This window comes from Mesorhizobium sp. CNPSo 4689 (assembly GCF_057784325.1).
The window spans coordinates 74,820-96,379 of record NZ_JBWLUZ010000020.1 but is presented as its reverse complement, the minus strand read 5'-3'; the positions used below and the strand labels follow the sequence as shown (position 1 = coordinate 96,379).

At 60.8% G+C, this 21,560-nt stretch carries 21 protein-coding genes, 2 tRNA genes and 3 pseudogenes; 15 read left to right on the top strand and 11 right to left on the bottom strand.

The features are described from left to right. The 3 genes and pseudogenes from AC04SI_RS22565 to AC04SI_RS22555 form a co-directional block, all read left to right on the top strand. A pseudogene (locus AC04SI_RS22565) lies at window positions 1-203 on the top strand (hypothetical protein); the annotation flags it as partial. A gap of 42 nt (window positions 204-245) precedes the next feature. After that, window positions 246-545 carry a DUF1236 domain-containing protein gene (locus AC04SI_RS22560; RefSeq protein WP_488474928.1) on the top strand — a complete coding sequence of 100 codons (300 nt, stop codon included), beginning with the start codon at window positions 246-248 and terminating at the stop codon, window positions 543-545. A gap of 522 nt (window positions 546-1,067) precedes the next feature. Further along, window positions 1,068-1,535 (top strand): hypothetical protein, encoded by a 468-nt coding sequence (locus AC04SI_RS22555; protein WP_488474927.1) that lies wholly within the window; start codon window positions 1,068-1,070, stop codon window positions 1,533-1,535. Window positions 1,536-1,676: 141 nt separating this feature from the next. Here the strand turns inward: AC04SI_RS22555 and AC04SI_RS22550 are convergent, their stop codons facing one another. The 3 genes and pseudogenes from AC04SI_RS22550 to AC04SI_RS22540 all read right to left on the bottom strand — a co-directional run bounded on the left by AC04SI_RS22550 (window position 1,677) and on the right by AC04SI_RS22540 (window position 3,022). Continuing rightward, a complete protein-coding gene (locus AC04SI_RS22550; RefSeq protein WP_192177459.1) occupies window positions 1,677-2,315 on the bottom strand; it encodes an outer-membrane lipoprotein carrier protein LolA in 639 nt (212 codons plus the stop codon). 55 nt (window positions 2,316-2,370) lie between these two features. After that, a pseudogene (locus tag AC04SI_RS22545) lies at window positions 2,371-2,590 on the bottom strand (hypothetical protein). 180 nt (window positions 2,591-2,770) lie between these two features. Next, window positions 2,771-3,022: a GlsB/YeaQ/YmgE family stress response membrane protein gene (locus AC04SI_RS22540; protein ID WP_192177488.1), complete on the bottom strand. Its 252-nt coding sequence runs from the start codon at window positions 3,020-3,022 to the stop codon at window positions 2,771-2,773. Between the two features lie 343 nt (window positions 3,023-3,365). On the opposite strand from AC04SI_RS22540, the gene AC04SI_RS22535 reads away from it, so the two are divergent. Continuing rightward, the gene (locus AC04SI_RS22535) at window positions 3,366-4,229 is read left to right on the top strand and encodes a PRC-barrel domain-containing protein (RefSeq protein ID WP_192177460.1); all 864 of its coding nucleotides are present in this window, start codon (window positions 3,366-3,368) and stop codon (window positions 4,227-4,229) included. A gap of 638 nt (window positions 4,230-4,867) precedes the next feature. On the opposite strand, the pseudogene AC04SI_RS22530 reads toward AC04SI_RS22535, so the two are convergent. Beyond that, a pseudogene (locus AC04SI_RS22530) lies at window positions 4,868-5,367 on the bottom strand (alpha-hydroxy-acid oxidizing protein). A gap of 17 nt (window positions 5,368-5,384) precedes the next feature. Between AC04SI_RS22530 and AC04SI_RS22525 the strand changes: the two are divergent. Together AC04SI_RS22525 and AC04SI_RS22520 are read left to right on the top strand one after the other, a co-directional pair. Continuing rightward, the gene (locus AC04SI_RS22525; protein WP_488474926.1) at window positions 5,385-5,606 is read left to right on the top strand and encodes a DUF768 domain-containing protein; all 222 of its coding nucleotides are present in this window, start codon (window positions 5,385-5,387) and stop codon (window positions 5,604-5,606) included. Window positions 5,607-5,872: 266 nt separating this feature from the next. Further along, entirely contained in the window at window positions 5,873-6,067 is a 195-nt protein-coding gene (locus AC04SI_RS22520) for a hypothetical protein (RefSeq protein WP_488474925.1), read from the top strand. Between the two features lie 452 nt (window positions 6,068-6,519). On the opposite strand, the gene AC04SI_RS22515 is transcribed toward AC04SI_RS22520, so the two are convergent. Both AC04SI_RS22515 and AC04SI_RS22510 read right to left on the bottom strand, forming a co-directional pair. After that, complete coding sequence (locus AC04SI_RS22515; RefSeq protein WP_192177463.1) at window positions 6,520-6,663, bottom strand: DUF1330 domain-containing protein; 144 nt, start codon at window positions 6,661-6,663, stop codon at window positions 6,520-6,522. 646 nt (window positions 6,664-7,309) lie between these two features. Beyond that, window positions 7,310-7,384 (bottom strand) — tRNA-Asn (locus tag AC04SI_RS22510). Between the two features lie 220 nt (window positions 7,385-7,604). Here AC04SI_RS22510 and AC04SI_RS22505 point away from each other — a divergent pair. From AC04SI_RS22505 to AC04SI_RS22465, 9 genes are all read left to right on the top strand, one after another. Next, a complete protein-coding gene (locus AC04SI_RS22505; protein ID WP_192177464.1) occupies window positions 7,605-7,862 on the top strand; it encodes a hypothetical protein in 258 nt (85 codons plus the stop codon). 137 nt (window positions 7,863-7,999) lie between these two features. Further along, window positions 8,000-8,073 (top strand) — tRNA-Cys (locus AC04SI_RS22500). 108 nt (window positions 8,074-8,181) lie between these two features. Then, window positions 8,182-8,853 carry a protein-L-isoaspartate O-methyltransferase family protein gene (locus AC04SI_RS22495; RefSeq protein WP_404280632.1) on the top strand — a complete coding sequence of 224 codons (672 nt, stop codon included), beginning with the start codon at window positions 8,182-8,184 and terminating at the stop codon, window positions 8,851-8,853. Window positions 8,854-9,035: 182 nt separating this feature from the next. Further along, window positions 9,036-10,424, top strand: a complete 1,389-nt coding sequence (locus AC04SI_RS22490) for a TolC family outer membrane protein (RefSeq protein ID WP_404280633.1) — start codon at window positions 9,036-9,038, stop codon at window positions 10,422-10,424. Window positions 10,425-10,672: 248 nt separating this feature from the next. Next, window positions 10,673-11,521, top strand: a complete 849-nt coding sequence (locus AC04SI_RS22485) for a PopZ family protein (protein ID WP_404280634.1) — start codon at window positions 10,673-10,675, stop codon at window positions 11,519-11,521. Between the two features lie 280 nt (window positions 11,522-11,801). Continuing rightward, a complete protein-coding gene (locus AC04SI_RS22480) occupies window positions 11,802-14,585 on the top strand; it encodes a valine--tRNA ligase (RefSeq protein ID WP_404280635.1) in 2,784 nt (927 codons plus the stop codon). A gap of 362 nt (window positions 14,586-14,947) precedes the next feature. Next, the gene (locus tag AC04SI_RS22475) at window positions 14,948-16,186 is read left to right on the top strand and encodes an outer membrane protein transport protein (RefSeq protein ID WP_404280636.1); all 1,239 of its coding nucleotides are present in this window, start codon (window positions 14,948-14,950) and stop codon (window positions 16,184-16,186) included. 289 nt (window positions 16,187-16,475) lie between these two features. After that, window positions 16,476-18,200, top strand: coding sequence for a dihydroxy-acid dehydratase (gene ilvD, locus AC04SI_RS22470; RefSeq protein WP_404280637.1), 1,725 nt, complete (start codon window positions 16,476-16,478; stop codon window positions 18,198-18,200). Further along, complete coding sequence (locus AC04SI_RS22465) at window positions 18,187-19,011, top strand: tetratricopeptide repeat protein (RefSeq protein ID WP_404280638.1); 825 nt, start codon at window positions 18,187-18,189, stop codon at window positions 19,009-19,011. The genes ilvD and AC04SI_RS22465 overlap by 14 nt, the downstream gene beginning before the upstream one ends. A gap of 46 nt (window positions 19,012-19,057) precedes the next feature. On the opposite strand, the gene AC04SI_RS22460 is transcribed toward AC04SI_RS22465, so the two are convergent. From AC04SI_RS22460 to erpA, 5 genes are all read right to left on the bottom strand, one after another. Further along, a complete protein-coding gene (locus AC04SI_RS22460) occupies window positions 19,058-19,411 on the bottom strand; it encodes a hypothetical protein (RefSeq protein WP_404280639.1) in 354 nt (117 codons plus the stop codon). An 80-nt stretch (window positions 19,412-19,491) separates the two neighbouring features. Further along, the gene (gene xth / locus AC04SI_RS22455) at window positions 19,492-20,286 is read right to left on the bottom strand and encodes an exodeoxyribonuclease III (protein ID WP_404280641.1); all 795 of its coding nucleotides are present in this window, start codon (window positions 20,284-20,286) and stop codon (window positions 19,492-19,494) included. Window positions 20,287-20,293: 7 nt separating this feature from the next. Further along, window positions 20,294-20,683, bottom strand: coding sequence for a VOC family protein (locus tag AC04SI_RS22450; RefSeq protein ID WP_404280642.1), 390 nt, complete (start codon window positions 20,681-20,683; stop codon window positions 20,294-20,296). Beyond that, on the bottom strand, window positions 20,680-21,195 hold the full coding sequence (locus AC04SI_RS22445) for a hypothetical protein (protein WP_404280644.1): 516 nt from the start codon (window positions 21,193-21,195) through the stop codon (window positions 20,680-20,682). Before AC04SI_RS22445 ends, AC04SI_RS22450 begins: the two co-directional genes overlap by 4 nt. A 4-nt stretch (window positions 21,196-21,199) precedes the next feature. Then, window positions 21,200-21,547 (bottom strand): iron-sulfur cluster insertion protein ErpA, encoded by a 348-nt coding sequence (gene erpA / locus AC04SI_RS22440; RefSeq protein ID WP_404280646.1) that lies wholly within the window; start codon window positions 21,545-21,547, stop codon window positions 21,200-21,202. Window positions 21,548-21,560 lie beyond the last annotated feature (13 nt).

Genomic DNA, 21,560 nt, shown 5'->3' with positions numbered 1-21,560 from the left:
TGGACTTCGGTCCGGCGCCCTATCGGACCATGGCCCATCGGGGGAACGAACCCATTGTGGCCTCGTTGTGCACCAGTGAAGTCGGCATGAGGAGCAAGGAAATGGACGATCGAGATAACAGCGTTATGGAGGCTGGATGGCTTCTTGCTGTCCCCGCTTCGCTTGCCCTTACCGTCCTTTTGGCTGGCCTCTTGCTGACGTAACCAGCCCAAGTTTTGGCTCACAGCCCAACACAGGAGAAAACTATGAGAATGCATCTTACCGCAGCTGCTGCAGGGTTTTTGCTGGTTGCCGGCATTGGTGCGGCCGCAGCCGACACTGTGGTCATCCAACCGGAACAGGAAACGGTCATTAGGGAATATGTGAAGAAACAGCCTCTGGCGTCAGTGAAGCTTCCTGGTGTGGAGCTCAACATCGGAACGGCTCTCCCCGATACGGTCGAGCTTCATGAAGTTCCCAATGTGAAATACCGGTACACTGTGATCGACAACCGCACAGTCGTCGTGGATCCGGACACCCGTACGGTCATCAAAGTCTACGACTGAACCAAGAGCTTCGGCTGAAGGCCCGCCGCACCGAAATGGGTGGCGGGCTTTCAAACAAAAGCAGGGACGTCGCAAATGAAAAAGGGCTACCAAAAGCCCACGCTTGTGAAGCGCGAGAAGCTCGGCGACTTGACGGTCAGATTGCTATTTCGGGCCGAAACTATGTCAGTGATTCTGAAATCGAGATGGCCCCTGTCGCGTCATCCATCTCATTGCCTGCCTTATATGACCCCTGGAATTTGCCCTTCAAGCACTGAACCGACTGAATTGCCGATAGCTGCTTCCAGCGGCCCAGCGGCCGGGGCTGCTGGGGGCGGGGTTCGGCCGCCGGGCCTAACCGGAAAACGGAGAGATGGTTCGCCTGCTGGCGAGGTATAGGCCGGCTCGCGCCGCTGCTCCCGGCAGCGGGCCGCTTCTTTCGGGCACGAGGCTGACATCAGCGACAAGTCGTCTGCGACTTTTTCTTTGTCGCCAATCTTGTCCGGTCTGGACGGTATGTGACGCAACGCTAATCTAATGCCAATGGCACGTTTTCTGTTGAGCCTCGTTTCGATTTTATTTTGCAGCACGCTTCTCCAAGCGCAAGCGTGGCAGCCTTTCGGCGTCAGGCAGTTTGGCTTTATATTCAATGTTCCCCCTGGCTTTGTCCTGACGCAGCGTTCGGACCAGGGCGCGGAATTTCGGGGCGAAAACGATGCCCTTCTTACCGTGTGGGGCACAAGGCTCGGCAAGCACAGTTTTCGCGCCGAGATCGAGCACCGCATGGTCGAGGATGAAAAGGACGGCTGGAAGCTGACCTATAGGCGCGTCATGCCTAGATGGGCCAGCTTCTCGGGTATCAAGGACGAACAGATCCGATATGTCCGCGCCATTGCGGTCTGCAACGACCGTGCCGCACTCTTTACCATCAATTACAGCAGCGACGAAAAAATCCAGTACGACCCGGTTGTGGTGCGTATGGTGCGATCCCTGAGGGCGGAAGGCTGCTGAAACCGTAAACAGCCCATCCATCTGGAACCCGGAGCGCAAGGTCATGGCGCTTTCCGCGGTCGCTTCGAAGCCACAGATCCACCACCTACGGACGCGATCTGCCAAGAACTCATATTGCGCCAGCGATTCAAAACTACGGCTTCAACGCGGCTTAGTGGTGTTGTACTCCCGGTTTGCCGCGTAATCGATAGTGAAGGTTCCCCCAGCAACGCGAACGCCCTGCTTCACGTTGAAAATAGTAACCGTTGTGGTCAGTCCTTTCTCGTCGGTAAGGCTCCATTTGCGTAAATCGAGCGTTTTCCTGTCGAACATCATAGAAATATTTGAATTGCCGAAGGCTGACTTGTCAGCTAGCTTAATAATTACGAGATCGCCTTGTTCTCTGATGCTTTTGAGGCGGCTGCCAGAGAAGTCGACCTTATTGTCGAGTAGCACCTTGAGCGGTGTCTTCGAGAGCGAATAAAGCCGCGATGTCTTAAGCTTCTTGTTATGAACGACCAGCGATTTGCCATCGGCAATTACGCTGAGCCCTGATTGGCCGGCATAGTTGAATCTGATCTTTCCCGGGCGTTGTAGAAAAAACCTGCCGCTAGACTTTTCCGCCTTCGGGCCGGACTGAACGAAGTCCCCGGACATGGATTTTACCGATGAGAAGTGATCGGCAATCGTCTGCGCTTCCATAGGTGCGGCCGAAAGCGAGGGCGAAAGTTCGACACTTGTCGCGACAGCGCTGACGAGGACCAGCCAAAAACCAAGCAGTCTTTTCGCCCTAGAGACCATACAATTATCCTTGCCTTGGGAAGACGTGTGATCTGCAAGAGATCACGCGTCGAAATCAATAGCCGTCCGGGCACCGTGCAATGTAAACGCGGCCATGACGATCGCGATACCTGCATTGGCCGGCCTCGCTGGCGTGCCCGATCACCGCACTGGCTATGCGCCGACTGCACCGCCAACAACAGCCCCTTGCACCGGATCGCCGGCCACTGCAGCTCCTATTGCTGGCCTTGTTCGGTGCGAGAGCATGCCCCGAGCGGGATGAGCAAGCTCAATATGAGAAGTGTTCTTTCATTAGTTCTCTCCTGAGGCCGTTATTAGCCGGAGAATAAATGCGCCACTGAGTTTTTCGATCCGATGATGCCAACTGCCATTCCGGGGGGCTGCCGAAGCGATTGGCTACTGAACCCTCGTCAATCCGAGGGTTCAGCTTGAGTGAGGTAACAGAAGTTCGCTGCTCAGCGTTTAATTAGTCGGGCCACTGCAATCAAAATACACGCGCCAATGAAGCCGGCGACCAGATAGCCGAGCCAGCCAGCCAACGATATGCCAAGCAGCCCAAGGAGGAGGTTGGCAACAATGGCGCCCACAATCCCCAATACGATGTTCATGAGCAGGCCCATGTTGCTTTTCATAAACATCTCGGCGAGCCATCCGGCGATACCGCCGATGATGATGGCAGCGATCCAACCGACGCCAGGATTCTCCATATTTTCCCCTTTGCTCGAACCGCAATTGGTTCGGCGGAGGAACGTTTCATAAGCCAACTAGGTTCCGCAGCAAGGTGCCGTCCGTCCTTGAAAAAACGCGCTATTGCGGCTGATCAATCGAAGGGATGTTGCCGGAGGCGTTTTGTAGGCGACAGAAACTCCGCTGTCGCGTGGGGTTGCTGTGCCAAAACTTGTTCGGGCCATCCAGCCGAAACACAACATTCCTCTGGAACTTCGGATCATACGGCCCGTTGTGACGTGGCAAAGATGCCGCGTTCAGCCACCCTTGCAATGGTTAAGCCGAACGCGGCGTGCATCAACGTAACGCACAAGGAAACGTATCATGATCCGCAAACTTTTGGCTACCACAGCAATGGCTACGCTTCTGACGTCTGGACTGTGGGTCACCGGCGCCATAGCCGAAGACGCTACCAAACCTGCCAGCGCTACTCAGACTGCAGCGCCGGCGTCCGTGGCTGACGGCAGCCTCGTCACCAAGATCATCGGTGCTGACGTCTATGACAGCGCCGCAGACAATGCCCAGAAGATCGGCGATGTAAAAGACATCGTGCTCTCCAAAGATGGCAACGCCAAGTATATCATCATCGGCGTAGGCGGGTTTTTGGGTATAGGCGAAAAGAACGTCGCCTATGATTTCAGCAAGGCCGAATGGGTCGAGAAGAAGGGTGACCGCTGGTTGGTCGCAAAGACCACCAAGGGAGACCTTGAGGCGCAGGCCGATTTTGACTTGAAGGCCTACGACACCGCATCGGCAACGAACACCAACGATGTCGCCGCTACCGCTGCAAACAACGAACCGGCGGCAGCCACTACCGACCAGACGGCCACCGCCGCCATCGACAAGTCTTCCCTGACCGAGATGCCGATGGACAAAATCAGCACCAAGGATTTCATCGGCACCACCGTCTACGGTGCAGATGATGCAAAAGTCGGAGAGATTGGAGACGTGGTCCTAGGCGACGACAAGAAGGTGGATGCCGTAGTCGTTGACGTCGGCGGGTTCCTCGGCATGGGCGAAAAAGAGGTGGCCGTAGGTTTGGAGAAATTGAAGTTCCTGTCCGACAAGGACGGAAACCGGTATCTCTACACCAATTTTACCAAAGCCCAGCTTGAAGCGCAGACTGCTTATGACAAGGGCACGTACGCCCAGAATCGCGACAAACAGCGGATCGTTATTGGTCAGTAACTCGAATAGCCCGCGCTGGCGGCACTGTGGGCCGGCGCGGGTCACACTCCTATGTTTTTCGATGAGCGATCTTTCGTGAGCAAGAGAGCGGCTGGCAAACATCATGGTTGGTAAACCAGCATCAGACGAGAGGGCGAGGTTTCGTCTAGGACGGGCGACTCGCGTGGCGGTGCCGCGGCACGAGTTAGACTTCATCTGCAAGGTCGGTCGCATAGAGAGGCGGTCTTTTCGGAACTGGTGTCTCGGCAGAAGCGCTAGTCGTTCACTCGGTTTGCGTTTCCCCGCCGCCCCCCGCCCAGCATTGAGCGCTTGAGCCTGTGCCATCGCTGGCAGCGGGCTTTCTGTGGCCAGCGCCGGAACATTAATGGCGGCTAATGTTCTCTCATCCGCAACAGACACATCGCCCTCCGGTGGCTGTTGAAGATCGGGCCTCCGATCGGCCCGCGTTCTCCGCAAGGGCCCGGGCTTTCTGCACCCTCGGCAACCAAAGCCCATCCGCCTCGTTATTTTTACCAGGATGGCTCCTGGCTACTCCAGACCAATGCGCCCGCTGGCTCGCGCCGGCGGGCTTTTTTCGTTTCAGGTTAGGGTCTGTTGAGATTCATCTCGAATGAATCACCGAGGAATAGGTTCGGGCTTCACCAGATTACCGACCGGTCGATCTCGCCGATGCGCGCCCGGCCGGTTAGCGCCATCGCCGCCGCGAAGTCCCGGTGAAGCAGGCTGACACAATGGGCTACGCCCTCAGCGCCAGCCGTCGCCAGTGCGTAGACATAGGGGCGGCCAATCATGACTGCGCTTGCCCCCAGGGAAATCGCTTTCCGCCGTCGAGGATGATGGGAATCCGCCCGGCCACCCGCTCCGCGATGGCAGGCAGGGCGTCGATGGTCGCCGGCAGGGTGTCGAGGTTACGCGAACCGTGGTTCGAGACGACGATGGCATCGGCACCGGTTCCGATCGCCTGCTCGGCGTCGTCAGGATCGAGTATGCCCTTCAGGATAAGTGGCAGGGTTGTCAGCGAACGCAGCCAGGCAATATCCGCCCAGATGCGGAAAAGCAGGGGATTGAAGGCGCAGAAATCGTGGAAGAGACCGGCACGGGTAGCGTCTATGAAGCGATCCTCGACGCCGTAGTTCACCACCACGGCCGGGCCTAATGAGCACACGCGCCGTCAACTTCCTGCACAAATGGATTTCCAACAATGTCCCCGAGACCGTCGCCGCCGACATCATCTCAGTCGCTGAATTGAGCCAGAAGCTATTTGCCGACGCCAAGGCGATCGGCATCGGCAGCGTCGAGATCGAGGAAGAGTTTGGAAGCGTCTACGAGGTGATCCTTGACGCGATCGTTCATCAAGAGGCCGGCTTGTTGGGCTAAGGTCTGCAGTGGCCAAATCCAATCGTTATGCAGCCCATCCGCTGCCTGGATAAACCGATCTCAAATTGGATGAGATCTGTAAGAGCGTACAGGAGCAACGCACCCATGCCCGCCGGACCTAACAGGCCCACCGACGTCCGCCCGCTTGGGTACGGGTTTTACCAATCATGGCGCAGCCACGTTCGGTATATCTTTTTTAATTGAAAGCCGATTGGCGGCGGTCATAAAAATTGACGTTTACCATTGCGTCTAAAGGGAGTGCTGCGATGGATGATGACGTGACGCTAAACGGCAAAATTTGCCCCTGTGTTGAAGTGGTCGAAGCCTGCGGCGAATGGTTCGTCCGGGTGGTCGAGGAAGACCAAGAATTATCCCGATCATTCGAGATTGAATCCTTCGCCTTGGCCTATGCTGAAGGCCAGCGACGGCGATTAGGGCTTGACGATTTCACGCGACTGTAAAGGGGGTGAGGTGGCCGGTGCAGGTTGGGGTAATTGAGGTTGGGGTAATTGGGGTTACCTGCACCGGCCATTTGCGGTTAGCGGCAAACACCCTCGAGTGCGTGGGAACAAAAATTCGCGTCCTTCGTTGAAAATGCTGGCCGTATGCCCTTGTGCCCCACCCCTTTCCGGCCCTGATAGGCCCGCTGCTGTCCCTCGGCAGCGGGCAATTTCGCCGGAACCAAACCACTGCGGCCCCGTTGTCAGTCCGACCGGAGGTTCCCCCCTTTAGCTCACCGGTTGACTGACTACTCCACCACCCCGTGGATAATTAAGGCCCGTTGCTCCCCGCAGCGGGCCTTCCTTTTTGCACCATGTGGTCGCTAGAAGCGCGAGATTGCCTGGCGGCTATACGCCTTCGACGATAACGGAATCGTAATTCGGGGCCGAAGAGCCGCGCGTATGCCGCAAGGCTAAGTACCCGCTGCCGCCGCGCGTGCCGCTTCGATGCTCTCGAACTCAATGACTACGATGCGGTTATGGAGCGTGCCTTCGATGGCTTCAGTCCGGCCGCCGTTCACCAGCAACGTGCCGCCGGCCTCCTGCCTAACTTTCACTGCCGCGTTCTAGTATTCTTCGAAACCGTCTGGATCGGTGACGTTGATACTCGCGACGATGTATGCCTTGGGCATTGCTCGCTCCCCGCCCGCGTGATTTTGGGCGAATTGTAGCATGGGCAGCACCAGCTACAACTAGGCGACGCGCAAGTCGCACGCAGGCCCATGGTGACGTCCCGCTGCCTTTAGCGCCAGACCGCGCCGGCGAGCATCGAGGCGGTTATCGCGGCGATGTAGGGTGGATGGCTGACGATCATCCCGACTGGAGCGGCTTGCCTGCTGACCAATACGCCGCTCGATCCGCGGGTTGTCGCCTAGACCTCCAGACGAAAAAAACCCGCTGCCGAGGGGAGGAGTGGCAGCGGGTTTGATTTCAAGCTCTGCCGCGGCCCGGGGGAGGATGCGTGGCTAGCTTGGCATCGGCCATGCCGTGGGGGAGGAGTAGATGGCCGATCGCTAACAAAGTACCGGCGGCAATGCGGCGCCGCAATTTGCACGAGGGTATTACTGCCCTAAGCGAAGGTGGCATATACAAGGCCCGTTCCGGCGTGGTTTTTCTTGTTGCCTAAAGCGGGGAGAAAAAGAGGGGAAGGCGGTCTGCGCGTTTTGTAAAATCTAACGAAAACAATGCGCTAGACAAGAAAGATGGCTCCCCGGGCCGGATTCGAACCAGCGACCAACCGGTTAACAGCCGGTTGCTCTACCACTGAGCTACCGGGGAACAGCGCTCTCATGTGAGTGGCGCAGCCTATAGCAAACCCGTTTCGCCTTTGCAAAGAAGCATTTCGTATTTTTTCCGGGCTTTTTTGCATGACGATTTCTGGCAATCGCCGGCGGGGGCCCTCATATGAGCGGTTCTGCTCACTGCCGTGGAGCGAAAAGGCGGTTGCGGCATTTACCGGCGGGTGTCTTTAATGATTGGAACTGGGTCTGGCTTCGACATGACTGCAGCAGGCGAACACGCACCGGCGCGGAAAATCACGGTCTTTGGCCGCGAATTCACCATGCCGCGCTCGCGCGCTCTCAGAATCGCCATCGGCGTCGTCCTGATCCTGGGCGGCATCCTCGGCTTCCTGCCTATCCTGGGCTTCTGGATGATTCCGATCGGATTGCTGGTGCTTTCCTATGAATTTGCGCTGGTGCGCCGCCACCGGCGCCGGCTTGTCGTGTGGTGGGAGCGCCGGCGCCGGCCGGATTGACCTGGCCGGCGGACCTTTCCAGATCAGCAGAAGGCGTATCGAGCCTCGACGAGGAAAGCGTCGGGAATGATGTGCGAGCGCTTGACGACTTTCTGCCGCCAACATATTGAGTCCGCTCGGAACGCCGGGAGCAACGAGGCCTCGTGGCGGAGTGGTTACGCAGAGGACTGCAAATCCTTGCACCCCGGTTCGATTCCGGGCGAGGCCTCCAGTTGCCTGGGCTCCCTTGGGAGCAGGGGTTCCGGTCGAATGAGCCGCAATCCTGGCGCGGCAAGCGCATTGGTTTTGGGCGCATTGGTTTGGGCGGATTGGTTGGAACATGAGCGCTGATTTCTCCGAACGACGCGTGAAGATGGTCGACGGCCAGATCCGCACCACGGACGTGACCAGCGCGCCGCTGCTCGATGCCATGCTTTCCGTGCCGCGCGAGGCCTTTGTCGGCGCGGACCAGCGCGATCTCGCCTATATCGACGGGGACATCCGCATTTCCGACGGCGCCAATGGCGGCGCGCGCTACCTGATGGAGCCTTCACCGCTCGCCAAGCTGCTGCAGTTGGCTGAGATCGGCGTTGGCGAATCGGTGCTCGATGTCGGCTGCGGCACCGGTTATTCGGCGGCGCTCCTGTCGCGGCTGGCACGCTCCGTGGTTGCGCTGGAAAGTGATCCGGCGCTGGCGGAAACCGCCAGATCGACGCTCTCGGCGCTGGGCTGCGACAACGTGACGGTAGTCACTGGGCCGCTGCCGCAAGGTCACGCCGCCAAGGCGCCTTATGACGTCATCTTCATCGGCGGCAGTGTCGAGGACGTGCCGGCCTCGCTGTTTGACCAGCTTTCCGAGGGCGGGCGTCTTGTCGCAGTCGAGGGGCAGGGCAATTCGGGCGTTGCCCGGCTGTTTTTCAAAACCGGGGGGGTTGTAACCGGAAGACGGGCCTTTAATGCGGCAATTAAGCCACTACCCGGATTTGAACGTATTCATGCGTTTGAATTCTGAGCGGTTTTGCCTTGCAGCGAAAGCGATGTCATGATCGCTTGCATTTGAACAATCGTTGCTGATTTGCATAACCGGGTATTTTGGGGGCAGTCGGCGGGGGAACGATAAAAGCGCGGCGCTGGCTGATCCTAGGAGAGGCTGGCGTGGCGCAGTTCCCGTGCAAAACGAATGAGGGATATCACGTGCCGTCCTTACGCAAGAGTGTTCTAGCCGCCATCCTGGTTTCCGCGACCGCGCTTTCGCCGCTGAGTGCTTCCGCCGAAACCATGACTGGCGCGCTTGCCAAGGCTTACCAGAACAATTCGCAGTTGAACTCCGCCCGTGCGGGCGTCCGCGTCACCGACGAGGGCGTGGCCATCGCCAAGTCGGGCTGGCGGCCGACCGTTAACGGTTCGGCTGATATCGACTATTCCAGCAGCCATATCGCCGGCACGAACCGGACCGCGCGCATAACCACCGGCAATTTCGGGGTCCAGATCAACCAGATGCTGTTCGACGGCTTCCAGACCAAGAACAATGTCGCGGCCGCAGAAGCGCAGGTTCGCGCTTCTGTCGAAAGCCTGCGCAACACCGAAGAGAACATCCTGTTCAACGCGGCAAGCGCATACATGGATGTGATCCGCGACCGTCAGGTGGCGGTGCTGACCGAGCAGAACCTGCAGTTCCTGACCGAGCAGGCGCGCGCGGCGCGCTCGCGCTTCGAGGTCGGCGAAGGTACGCGCACCGACGTCGCCCAGGCCGACGCTTCGCGTTCTTCGGCCGTGGCGCAGTTGAGTGCGGCCCGCGCGCAGGCGCTGGCCAGTGCCGCGACCTACCACCAGATCGTCGGCGACGAGCCGGGCAAGCTCAGGGCGGCATCGCCGCTGGGCAGGCTTTTGCCGTCGAGCCTCGACGCGGCGATCACCATCGCATCGGTTGAGCACCCGGCCATCCTTGCTACCCAGCACCTGGTCGACGCGGCGTCGTTTTCGGTGAAATCGCAAGAAGGCGCGCTGTTGCCGCAGCTTTCCGCCAATGCAGGCGTTTCCAGCGCCTATCGCAATACAGTTCCCGGTGTCCTGTCGTCGTCGGATGGTACAACCAATTCGGCCAGCATCGGCGCGACGCTCAGCATACCGATCTATTCGGGCGGCCGCACCTCGGCGCTGGTTCGCCAATCGAAGGAGTCGCTCAGCCAGGCCCGCATCGAAGTCGATGTCAGCCGCGACCAGGTGCGCCAGGCCGTGACATCGGCATGGACGCAGTACACCGCCGCGCAGCAAAGTGTCGCCGCCAACAGGGAGGTGATCGCCGCCGCGCAACTGGCGCTTAACGGCGTCATCGAGGAGCGCAATGTCGGCCAGCGCACCACGCTCGACGTGCTGAATGCGCAGAACGCCGTCATCAGTGCCAAGATCAACCTTGCCAGCTCCGAGCGCGACGTGGTGGTGGCAAGCTACGCCATCCTGTCGGCAATGGGCCGGCTGTCGGTCGAGCGCCTGGCGCTGAATGTGGTGAAGTACAAGCCGGAAGAGCACTACAACGCCGTCAAGGACAAGTGGATCGGCTTGCGCACGCCGGACGGCCGCTAACGGCATCACAACCCGGATTTGAGGAGCGCCGCGTATCCATGGGATGCGCGGCGCTTTTTCATTGTTGAGCCCCTGCTCAGCCCGCGGTCTTTTCAGTTGGGCGCTCGAGCTAATCTGTTGAAATCCAACATCTCCCCAGATTGGGGATTCTCGGATGACGATCCGTCGGCTACCCTGTGGCCATGATTCGAATCCGGCTTTGCCGGAACGGAAATCGAGAATAGGTCACAAGGGCGGCGGATGTGACGATGGCAACGGCAAGCAGCGCTCAGCGCGAACCTTCCATGGAAGAAATACTGGCTTCCATCAGAAGGATCATCGAAGACAGCGACACCGGTCGCAAGCAGCCCGGTGATGCCGGCGAGTTGCGACAGGATCTCCAGCCTGCGCCAGCCGCGCCGCCGGTGCCGGAAGTGGATGCGTTCCGCGCCGAGCTGCGCGCCGAAGCAGACACCAGGAAGCCGGTTTCGCTGGCTGAGGTGCAGGCACAGCTGGCGGCCGAGCCGGTCATAGCCCGCATGGAAACAGCCCGCATGGAAACGAAGGTGCGCCCGGAGGCGGCTCCGCCGGTCACGCCAAAGGCGCCCACGACGCTTGCCGAAGTGAGCGCCAGCATCGCCGCCGAGCCGAGTTCGGCCGAGCCGGCGGCTGCCGCCGAAACCAGCGATGCCATCGTAGCCGACTGGCGGCGCGAAATCGCGGCCGTGGGCGAAACGGCGAAGGCTGCGGGTACGGCCAGACCGGACAAGGTCGAGGCGCGGACGTTTGATGCCGCACCGGAGGTCGAGATCGCCGAAGACGAACTCGCAGATGAACCTTTTTTCGAACCTGCCGCTTCCAGCGGCGGCATGGCCCGCCAGTCCGATGCCGTTGCCGCCCGTCCAGCGATCCTTTCGGAACATGCGGGCCGTCAGGTCGCCGCCGCCTTCGGCGAACTTTCCGATGCCTTTGCCAGCCGCAGCAAGAAGACCTTCGACGAGATGGCCGAGGACATGCTGCGGCCGATGCTGCAGGACTGGCTGGACAACAATCTGCCGACGCTGGTCGAGCGGCTGGTGCGCGAGGAAATCGAGCGCGTAGCGCGCGGCGCGCAATAGCGTTGTAGACCGATCTCCGGATCAAGGCGCCGCCCTCGGGCGGCGCTTTTTTTTCGAGGGTTCTCCGCGATCGAGCGATTGAGACGGTGTATCGAAAAGCCGCGCCGACAACGATGCTGACGATCGCGGGACGCAGTCAGATCATCTTCGCGAGTTGCCTTGAGTTGCTCAGCCACTATCTATTGGTCGTCGCCGTCTGTCAGTTGCCCGCGGTTGACTTGCCAACTGCCTTCCGATTTACACCGGACCCAGCAAATCCCGACAGCCCGGACCTCTTTCCATGCTTGAAAAAACCTACGACGCCAAAACCGTCGAGCCGAAGATCGCCAAAATCTGGGAAGAGGCCGACGCCTTTCGCGCCGGCGCAGGCGCGGAGGAGGGGGCGGATGCCTTCACCATCGTCATCCCGCCGCCAAACGTCACCGGCTCGCTGCATATGGGCCACGCGCTCAACAACACGCTGCAGGACATATTGGTGCGCTTCGAGCGCATGCGCGGCAAGAACGTGCTGTGGCAGCCCGGCATGGACCATGCCGGCATCGCCACGCAGATGGTGGTCGAGCGCCAGCTGATGGAAAAGCAGATCCACCGCCGCGATCTTTCGCGCGAGGACTTCATCGAGAAGGTTTGGGAGTGGAAGGCCGAATCCGGTGGCGCGATCTTCAACCAGCTGAAGCGGCTCGGCGCCTCTGCCGACTGGTCGCGCGAACGCTTCACCATGGACGAGGGCCTGTCCAAGGCGGTGCTCGAAGTGTTCGTGACGCTCTACAAGGAAGGGCTAATCTACAAGGACAAGCGCCTTGTGAACTGGGATCCGAAGCTGCTTACGGCGATTTCCGACCTCGAAGTTGAGCAGCAGGAGGTCAACGGCAACCTCTGGCATTTCCGTTATCCGATCGAGGGCGAGGCGTTCGATCCGGAAAACCCGATGACCTTCATCACCGTGGCGACGACGCGTCCGGAGACCATGCTTGGCGACACGGCAGTGGCAGTGCATCCGGACGACGAGCGCTTCCGGCACCTGGTCGGGAAAAATGTCGTGCTGCCAATCGTCGGCCGCAAGATACCGGTGGTGGCGGACGAGTATTCCGATCCGGAAAAGGGCTCGGGCGCGGTCAAGATCACGCCGGCGCATGATTTCAATGACTTCGAGGTCGGCAGGCGCCACAAGCTGCCAGCGATCAACATCCTGACCGCCGAGGCGGCTGTTACGCTCAAGGATAATGAGGATTTCCTCGCTGGCCTCGACGTGACGCCGGAGCGCCAGGCCGTCTGGGACGAACTCGACGGCCTCGACCGTTTCGTCGCGCGCAAGAAGGTCGTCGAACTGATAGAGGCCGGCGGCTTCCTCGACAAGATCGAGCCGCACCGCCACACCGTGCCACATGGCGACCGCGGCGGCGTGCCGATCGAGCCGTTCCTGACCGAGCAGTGGTATGCAAACGCCGCCGAACTCGCCAAGCCGGCGATCGCTTCGGTGCGCGAGGGGCGGACCAATTTCGTGCCCAAGAACTGGGAGAAGACCTATTTCGACTGGATGGAGAACATCCAGCCCTGGTGCATTTCGCGCCAGCTGTGGTGGGGCCATCAGATCCCAGCCTGGTACGGGCCGGACGGGCGCGTCTTCGTCGAGAAGACCGAGGAGGAAGCGCTCGCCTCGGCCATCGAATATTATCTGGCGCTGGAAGGGCCGTGGAAGGCCTGGGTCGAGGACAAGCTCGAGAACTTTAAGCCGGGCGAGATCCTGACCCGCGACGAGGATGTGCTCGACACCTGGTTTTCCTCGGCGCTGTGGCCGTTCTCGACGCTGGGCTGGCCCGATCAGACGCCGGAGCTCAAGACCTACTACCAGACCGACGTGCTGGTGACCGGCTTCGATATCATCTTCTTCTGGGTCGCCCGCATGATGATGATGGGCCTGCATTTCATGGATGAGGAGCCGTTCCACACGGTCTATGTGCATGCGCTGGTGCGCGACAAGAACGGGCAGAAGATGTCGAAGTCGAAAGGCAACGTCATCGATCCGCTCGACCTCATCGACGAGTATGGCGCCGATGCGCTGCGCTTCACCTTGACGGTGATGGCGGCGCAAGGCCGCGACGTGAAGCTCGATCCGGCCCGCATTGCCGGCTACCGCAACTTCGGCACCAAGCTGTGGAACGCGACCCGCTTTGCCGAGATGAACGAGGTCGCGCGCAATGACGATTTCTGGCTGAACGACGCCAAGCTGGCGGTCAACCGCTGGATCCTGACCGAGCTGACGCGTGCCGCGCGTGAGGTCACCGATGGCATCGCCTCATACCGCTTCAACGAGGCGGCGGGCGCTGCCTATCGCTTCGTCTGGAACCTGTTCTGCGACTGGTACCTGGAGCTGCTGAAGCCGGTGTTCATGGGCACAGACGAGGCCGCCAAGGCCGAGAGCCGGGCCTGCGTCGCCTTCGTGCTCGACGAGATCTACAAGCTCCTGCATCCGATGATGCCGTTCATGACCGAGGAACTGTGGGCCGAGACCGCGGGCGAGGGCAAGGAACGCGGCTCGCTACTTTGCCACGCCGCCTGGCCGTCGCCGGACTTCGAGGACGTGGCCGCGGCCGCCGACATCAACTGGCTGGTCGATCTCGTCTCGGGCATCCGCTCTGTGCGTTCGGAGATGAATGTGCCGCCGGCGGCGATCGCGCCGCTGGTGGTGGTCGGCGCCCGTGAGGAAACGCACCAGAGGCTCGACCGCCATGCCTCCGCCATCCAGCGGCTGGCACGGGTCGGTGACATTTCGCTGCAGGATGCCGCCCCCAAGGGCTCGGCGCAGATCGTGCTCAACGAGGCGACGATCTGCCTGCCGCTTGGCAACCTGATCGACCTGACCGCCGAGGCGGCGCGGCTGCAGAAGGAACTGGCCAAGGTGACCGAGGAGATCGCCCGCCTGCACAAGAAGCTGTCCAACGACAGATTCGTTGCCAGTGCACCGGTCGAGATCGTGGAAGCCGAGCGTGAAAAACTCGCCGAATATCGCGAGGCGCAGGAGAAGCTTTCGGTGGCCCTGACGCGGGTGCGCGACGCCGGCTGAGCGGGCAGATTCGTGACCTGCCGGAACGGCCTTGGCCGGCCGTTCCGCTGCCTTAAAAACAGGCATTCCGCTACGTTAATGTTGACGTAAACGGAATGTTTTAGCCCCATTGTTGCCATAATGTAACAATGGAGCCAAACACCCGCAAAACCACCTGTTTTTGGTCTTTTGGGGCCGATTTTCCAAATTTTTTCGATCGATTTGCGTCGGTGAGGCCATTTTAGGCCCATGCCGTAACGTCCACCACTTTGTCGAAAATGCGCTTGGCAAGGGTGTACATGTACGCCCCGCGAATTCGTTGTTGCGCCGTTAACCCGAATTGGTTCTAGCTTGCTGCACCAGTATTTTCGGGGAGGGAATTCATGAACTATTTGCGTCTCAAAGCACTGCTGGGGGCAGGGTGCTTGTCGATGGCTTTGATCGGCTCGGCGCACGCCGGCGGCTTGGAGCGTGGCGGCTACGACATCGATCTTCTATTCGATCCGGCGCCGTTCGCCTCGGAAGCGGAAGCGACCTTCGTGATGCCGGACCGCAAGGTCAAGAACGCGGTGGATACTGACCCCTTTGACGGCAACGTGACGGCTCTGGGCAGCAGCACGAAGGAAAGCGTGGACTATTGGGTGCCGCGCATCGGCGTCAAGGCCGAGGTCGTCAAGGGCGTCGATTGCATGGTCGACTATTCGCAGCCCTGGGGCGCGCACACAAATCCGGGTCTCTGGGCAGGCGCCCAGTCCAACATGGAAACCGACATCAAGAGCGACAACTACGCTGCGACCTGCTCCTACAAGATGGACGCTGGTAAAGGTCAGCTTCGCTTTATCGGCGGTGTATTCTACCAGAAGATCTACGGCTTCAAGGAAAGCCTTGTGTCGCCGCTGGTGCCCGATTTCGGCGGCACGGGCCGCGTCGATCTGTCGACCACGGGCTGGGGTTGGCGCGCCGGCCTCGCTTACGAGATTCCCGAAATCGCGCTGCGTGCAAGCCTTGTCTACAATTCGAAAGTTAAGCTCGACAACATCTCAGGTACGCTGGACCTGACGAACGTTGGTGGGGCCGTTATTCCGATCTACGGCTCAACACAGTATATGCCGGATGTGGTGGAGTTGAAATTGCAGTCGGGCATCGCGCCTGGCTGGCTCGCTTTCGGTTCGCTCAAGTGGGTCAACTGGAGTGTGCTGCAAAGCGTTCCGATCTGTCCGGTAGGTTTTCCCGCATCGACATGCTTTACGGGCAATGCTGTTTCTGGTTCGTCCCAGGTTACCTCGCTCGACCTGATGTACCGCGATGGCTGGACGGTCACGGGCGGTGTCGGCCACAAGTTCAATGATCAGTGGAGCGCTGCCGGCCAGCTTTCCTGGGATCGCGGCACTTCGCACGGCTACGGTTCGCAGACCGATACCTGGACGGTGGGTGGTGGCGTTGCCTACACGCCGACAGCGAACGTCGAAATTCGTCTGGCCGGCGCGATCGGTGTGCTGACCAGCGGCCATTCGGGGACGGTGGCTGGCGAGAACGGCTATGTAGCCGGCACGGACGTCAGCTATGATTTCGGCAACGATCTGGTCACGGCAATTTCGGGTGGTGTCAAGATCAAGTTCTAAGTCACTGAAAATTCGACTAAAAGGCCGGGCATCGCCCGGCCTTTTCGTTTGAAGAGGTGACGCTGGACAGTGCCGGCAAGCGCCTGCGTTGCAAATGCGCCGCACCATCGCCGCCTCCTGCGATTGTGACGTTTTAGCAACAGTTTATGAACAACCCCCGCGCTACAGTTCCGCTCAGAGGCATTGCCCATTTCCCGCCATAAACCCGGCGCACCTCGAATATGTCTCGGGACACGCGCCAAAAGGCTCGGCGATGGGGCAGGCCGCGCCGCCCGCGGCAAGGACGAGTATGGACGCCAAGGTAATCTCCAAGGCCAAGCTTCCCAGTCGCCACGTGACCGTCGGTCCGGAGCGTGCGCCGCATCGTTCCTATCTCTACGCGATGGGATTGTCGGCCGCCGAGATCGCGCAGCCGCTGGTCGGCGTCGCCTCTTGCTGGAACGAGGCGGCGCCCTGCAACATCTCGCTGATGCGCCAGGCGCAGGTGGTCAAGAAGGGCGTGGCGGCCGCCAGCGGCACGCCGCGCGAATTCTGCACCATCACCGTCACCGACGGCATCGCCATGGGCCACCAGGGCATGAAGTCGTCGCTGGTGTCGCGCGAGGTCATTGCCGATTCCGTCGAACTCACCATGCGCGGCCATTGCTACGATGCACTGGTCGGCCTCGCCGGCTGCGACAAGTCGCTGCCCGGCATGATGATGGCCATGGTGCGGCTCAACGTGCCGTCGATCTTCATCTATGGCGGCTCGATCCTGCCCGGCAGCTATCGCGGCCGGCAGATCACCGTGCAGGATGTTTTCGAGGCCGTCGGCCAGCATTCGGTCGGCGCGATCAGTGACGCAGAGCTTCTCGAGATCGAACAGGTTGCCTGTCCTTCGGCTGGCTCCTGCGGCGCCCAGTTCACCGCCAACACCATGGCCACCGTCGCCGAGGCGATCGGCTTGGCACTGCCCTATTCCTGCGGCGCGCCGGCGCCTTACGAGATGCGCGACCGCTTCAATTTCGCCTCCGGCGAAAAGATCGTGGAGCTGATCGCCAAAAACATCCGGCCGCGCGACATCGTCACGCTGAAGGCGCTGGAGAACGCGGCGACCGTGGTGTCTGCCACCGGCGGTTCGACCAATGCGGCGCTACACCTGCCGGCGATCGCGCATGAGGCCGGGATCAAGTTCGACCTGTTCGACGTCGCCGCGATCTTCGAGAAGACGCCCTATATCGCCGACCTCAAGCCGGGCGGCAAATATGTCGCCAAGGACATGTTCGAGGCCGGCGGCATTCCGCTCTTGATGAAGACGCTGCTCGACCACGGCTATCTGCATGGCGATTGCCTGACGGTGACTGGCCGCACTTTGGCCGAAAATATGCAGCATGTTGCCTGGAATGACAGCCAGGATGTGGTCCGTCCCGCCAACCGGCCAATCACCCAGACGGGCGGTGTTGTGGGCTTGAAGGGCAACCTTGCCCCCGAAGGCGCGATCGTGAAGGTCGCGGGCATGTCGGAACTGAAATTCTCGGGTCCGGCGCGTTGCTTCGATTCGGAAGAGGAGTGCTTCGAAGCGGTCACGCAGCGCAATTACAAGGAAGGCGAGGTTCTCGTCATCCGCTACGAGGGGCCGCGCGGCGGTCCGGGCATGCGCGAGATGCTGTCGACGACGGCGGCTCTCTACGGCCAGGGCATGGGCGGCAAGGTGGCCCTGATCACCGACGGACGCTTTTCGGGCGCGACGCGTGGCTTCTGCATCGGCCATGTCGGGCCGGAAGCGGCCGTGGGCGGACCGATCGGGTTGCTGAAGGACGGCGACGTGATCTCGATCGATGCGGTCAACGGCACGATCGAGGTCGATCTGTCCGATGCGGAACTGGAGACGAGGGCGAAGAGTTGGAAGGCGCGCACGACCGACTATCAGTCGGGCGCGATCTGGAAGTATGCGCAGACGGTTGGGTCGGCTCGCGACGGCGCGGTCACCCATCCCGGCGGTGCGAAAGAAACACATTGCTATGCGGATATCTGAGGTGTTGAGGTCGTCTGTCTTTTCGGCACTGGTCGCGGTAGCGACCTTGGGCGCCGTGGGCCAGGCCATGGCCTTCGACGACAAGGTGTTCGACGACAAGACCGGCGTGAAGCCGCAATCCAGCCCATGGGCGGTGTTCCAGTTCGGCTTCTCCGCCTACAAGAGCGGCCACAAGGAGCAGGCGGTCGAGGCCTATAAGTACGCTGCCGAGAACGGCCAGATCGGCGCCACCTGGAAGCTCGCACGCATGTATGCCGAGGGCGACGGCGTGACGCGCGACGACTATGCGGCCTTCAAGTTCTTCTCAGAGATCGTCGACCAGGATGTCGAGCCGGGCTCGCCCGAGGAAAGCTACGTGTCGGACGCCCTGGTGGCGCTGGGCGACTATTTGCGGAAAGGCATTCCCGGCAGCCCGGTCGAGGAAAACGAAATAGCGGCGCAGGAATATTACATGCGCGCGGCCGCCAATTACCGCAATCCGAACGCCCAGTTCGAGATGGGCCAGATGTTCCTGAAAGGCGAGGGCGGCGTCAAGGCAAGCGTCAAGCAGGCCGGACGCTGGTTCCAGCTCGCCGCCGAAAAAGGCCATGCCGGCGCCCAGGCGACGCTCGGCAACCTCCTGTTCCAGAGCGGCAAGATCGTGCGTGGGCTGGCGATGATGACGGCCGCGCTTGAACGCGCGGCACCGGCCGACCAGCCTTGGATCCGCAACATGCAGGAAGAGGCGTTTGCCGCGGCCGGTGAGGCCGACCGCCGGACGGCCATCTCGCTGGCCGACGACATCCTCACCAAGGGCGGCGGCGACCAGTAAGCGGGCTGCCGCTGGTCCAGGACGTCCACTTCTCACTCGCTGGAAATCAGTTCTCGGTCGGTTCCGCCGGCACCATGCTTGGCGCTGGTGTCGAGATCGACGTGGGGTGCAGCGGCGGCTTGGTTGCCGGGCAATCGTCGTGGATCTTGGTCCACGAGGTGTTGTTGAGCACCATCTCGCAGCGTGCAAGGTGGCTCTTCTCACCCAGCGTCAGGCAAGCGACCTGGCCGACCTGGAACGATTTTCCATTGGCAAGGCATTCAGGGGCGGCAAAAGCCGGCGTGGCGCTTGCCATCGCAAGCGCGGCTATTGCCATCGCAAGCGTGGCGTTTGCCATCGCAATCCCGCAGGCGATCGGACAGAGAACGGATCGGATAGTCATGGGAACCCCGGCCACCATGATGATTTCGCATCAAACGCGCGATTTGTGGCGATAAGAGGTCCGCTTGGGTCGTGCTTGCCGGCGCCCGGCCGGACCGCTCAGGCCGGCTGCAGCGCCAGATCGATCGCCACCGGCACATGGTCGGATGGCTTTTCCCAGGCGCGCACGTGTTTCTCGATCGAGGCTGAGGAGAAACGATTGGCAGCTTCGGGCGACAGGAGCAGATGGTCGATGCGGATGCCGTTGTTCTTCTGCCAGGCGCCGGCCTGATAATCCCAGAAGGTGTAGGCATCGCCAGAGTCGGTGACCGCACGTACTGCTTCGGTGAAGCCGAGGTTCTTCAGCCGGCGGAAGGCCTGCCGGGTCTCGGGCTGGAACAGCGCGTCGCCCAGCCAGTTTTCCGGGAATTTTGCGTCGATCGGCTCAGGGATGACGTTGTAGTCTCCGGCGAGCACCAGCGCCTCTTCCAGCAAAAGCCGCTGCTCGGCCCAGCGCTCCAGCCGCGCCATCCAGGACAGCTTGTAGGGAAACTTCTTCTCGTCATCGATCGGATTGCCGTTCGGCAGATAGAGCGAGGCAACGCGCAAGGCGCCCTTGTCGGTCGAGAACACACCTTCGATGAAACGCGCCTGCTCGTCCGCATCGTCGCCCGGCAGGCCCCTGACAACCTCGTCGAAGCGCAGCTTCGACAGGATGGCGACGCCGTTGAAACCCTTCTGGCCATGGGTCTCGACATTGTAGCCCAGCGCCTCGATCTCGGCGCGCGGGAACTGTTCGTCGACGGTCTTGATCTCCTGCAGGCAGACGATGTCGGGCGCACTTTCCGTGAGCCAATGGGTGAGGTTGCCGATGCGGGCGCGAACGCCGTTGATATTCCAGGTGACGATTTTCATGGCAGCCTCAGGAATCCGGCGGAAGACGTTCGACAAGGCCGATCGTATTGCCTGCCGGGTCCTTTAGAAAGGCCATCCATTCGCTTTCCCCTGCCGGCCCGAACTGGCCCTCCGTATCGCGATGGACGAGCGCCGGCGGCGCGGTGAAGGGGATGCCTGATACCTTTGCCTCGGCGTGGAAGGCTTCGAGGCCCGCTATGTCGAGATAGACAATCCCTGCCGGCACGCCATCGGTGAAGAACAGGCGCACGTCGCCGGCCATGATGAAGGCGATGCCGGGTGGATCGTAGCGGGCGTGAACGCTCATGCCAAGCACGTCGCGCCAGAAGGCGAGCGTGGTGTCGAGGTCGCGCCCGGCCGAGAGCGCGACCTGACGGACCGCGCCGACGCCGCTCATTCTATGGCTCCGGGAAGCAGGCTCTCGCCATTGTCCGAGAGTATCTGTTCGATCTCATCCCTGAGATGTGTGGCCTGTTCGCGCGTGGTGCGTTCGTCCATCCAGTCGCAAGCGTCGTAGAGGCTGCCGAGCCAGTGCGGATAGTCGTATTTTTCCTCGACGGGAGAGACCATGCGGCAGATTTGGAGCGGTTCGATGTCGCTATGGAGGTAGGTGCGGAGGCGTCGCAGGAAAACCTTGCGCGCTATTTCCCTGGCTTCTGCGGATGCGTCGTTGAAATCGGGAAACCGTCGCGCGACCAGCAACTTCAGGTGGTCGTGCGCCTTCCCGAGAGCCAAAGCGTTTCTCGGGTTGCACCGAACCAGTTGGAGGTAGTCGCTGTCGTCGGCATAGATCGGGGGCGCCGCATGGCGGCCAGCCCAACCGACAATATCGGCATCGGAAATGGCTTCCATCTCGCGAGCGACGAGGACCGTAATTGGATCCTCATGGCCCTCGAGAAACGGCTTCATATCTTCAAATGCTGAAGCTCGTGCCGCAGCCGCAGGAGGCGACCGCGTTCGGGTTCCTGATCTGGAACGACTGGCCCATCAGGTCGTCGACGAAATCGATCACCGAGCCGCCCATATAGACCAGCGACAGATCGTCGATCAGCACGGTGGCGCCGTCCTTCTCGATGGCAACGTCGTCGTCGTTGCGGATGTCGACCAGGTCGAACTTGTAGGAAAAGCCGGAGCAGCCGCCGCCTTCGACGGACACACGCAACGCCGTCTTGCCGGCTTCGCCCGAAACGATCTTGGCGATCCGCCTGGCAGCGGCGTCGGTCATCTCGACTTTCATGGCAGTCTTGGCATCCGCGCCCATGGGCGTCACCTTG

What these genes read in the sequence shown, in the direction of transcription:
- AC04SI_RS22560 (WP_488474928.1), top strand. Translation starts at nt 246, where the DNA reads ATGAGAATGCATCTTACCGCAGCTGCTGCAGGGTTTTTGCTGGTTGCC.
- AC04SI_RS22555 (WP_488474927.1), top strand. Translation starts at nt 1,068, where the DNA reads ATGGCACGTTTTCTGTTGAGCCTCGTTTCGATTTTATTTTGCAGCACG.
- AC04SI_RS22550 (WP_192177459.1), bottom strand. Translation starts at nt 2,315, where the DNA reads ATGGTCTCTAGGGCGAAAAGACTGCTTGGTTTTTGGCTGGTCCTCGTC.
- AC04SI_RS22540 (WP_192177488.1), bottom strand. Translation starts at nt 3,022, where the DNA reads ATGGAGAATCCTGGCGTCGGTTGGATCGCTGCCATCATCATCGGCGGT.
- AC04SI_RS22535 (WP_192177460.1), top strand. Translation starts at nt 3,366, where the DNA reads ATGATCCGCAAACTTTTGGCTACCACAGCAATGGCTACGCTTCTGACG.
- AC04SI_RS22525 (WP_488474926.1), top strand. Translation starts at nt 5,385, where the DNA reads ATGAGCACACGCGCCGTCAACTTCCTGCACAAATGGATTTCCAACAAT.
- AC04SI_RS22520 (WP_488474925.1), top strand. Translation starts at nt 5,873, where the DNA reads ATGGATGATGACGTGACGCTAAACGGCAAAATTTGCCCCTGTGTTGAA.
- AC04SI_RS22505 (WP_192177464.1), top strand. Translation starts at nt 7,605, where the DNA reads ATGACTGCAGCAGGCGAACACGCACCGGCGCGGAAAATCACGGTCTTT.
- AC04SI_RS22495 (WP_404280632.1), top strand. Translation starts at nt 8,182, where the DNA reads ATGAGCGCTGATTTCTCCGAACGACGCGTGAAGATGGTCGACGGCCAG.
- AC04SI_RS22485 (WP_404280634.1), top strand. Translation starts at nt 10,673, where the DNA reads ATGGCAACGGCAAGCAGCGCTCAGCGCGAACCTTCCATGGAAGAAATA.
- AC04SI_RS22480 (WP_404280635.1), top strand. Translation starts at nt 11,802, where the DNA reads ATGCTTGAAAAAACCTACGACGCCAAAACCGTCGAGCCGAAGATCGCC.
- AC04SI_RS22475 (WP_404280636.1), top strand. Translation starts at nt 14,948, where the DNA reads ATGAACTATTTGCGTCTCAAAGCACTGCTGGGGGCAGGGTGCTTGTCG.
- ilvD (WP_404280637.1), top strand. Translation starts at nt 16,476, where the DNA reads ATGGACGCCAAGGTAATCTCCAAGGCCAAGCTTCCCAGTCGCCACGTG.
- AC04SI_RS22465 (WP_404280638.1), top strand. Translation starts at nt 18,187, where the DNA reads ATGCGGATATCTGAGGTGTTGAGGTCGTCTGTCTTTTCGGCACTGGTC.
- AC04SI_RS22460 (WP_404280639.1), bottom strand. Translation starts at nt 19,411, where the DNA reads ATGGTGGCCGGGGTTCCCATGACTATCCGATCCGTTCTCTGTCCGATC.
- xth (WP_404280641.1), bottom strand. Translation starts at nt 20,286, where the DNA reads ATGAAAATCGTCACCTGGAATATCAACGGCGTTCGCGCCCGCATCGGC.
- AC04SI_RS22450 (WP_404280642.1), bottom strand. Translation starts at nt 20,683, where the DNA reads ATGAGCGGCGTCGGCGCGGTCCGTCAGGTCGCGCTCTCGGCCGGGCGC.
- AC04SI_RS22445 (WP_404280644.1), bottom strand. Translation starts at nt 21,195, where the DNA reads ATGAAGCCGTTTCTCGAGGGCCATGAGGATCCAATTACGGTCCTCGTC.
- erpA (WP_404280646.1), bottom strand. Translation starts at nt 21,547, where the DNA reads ATGGGCGCGGATGCCAAGACTGCCATGAAAGTCGAGATGACCGACGCC.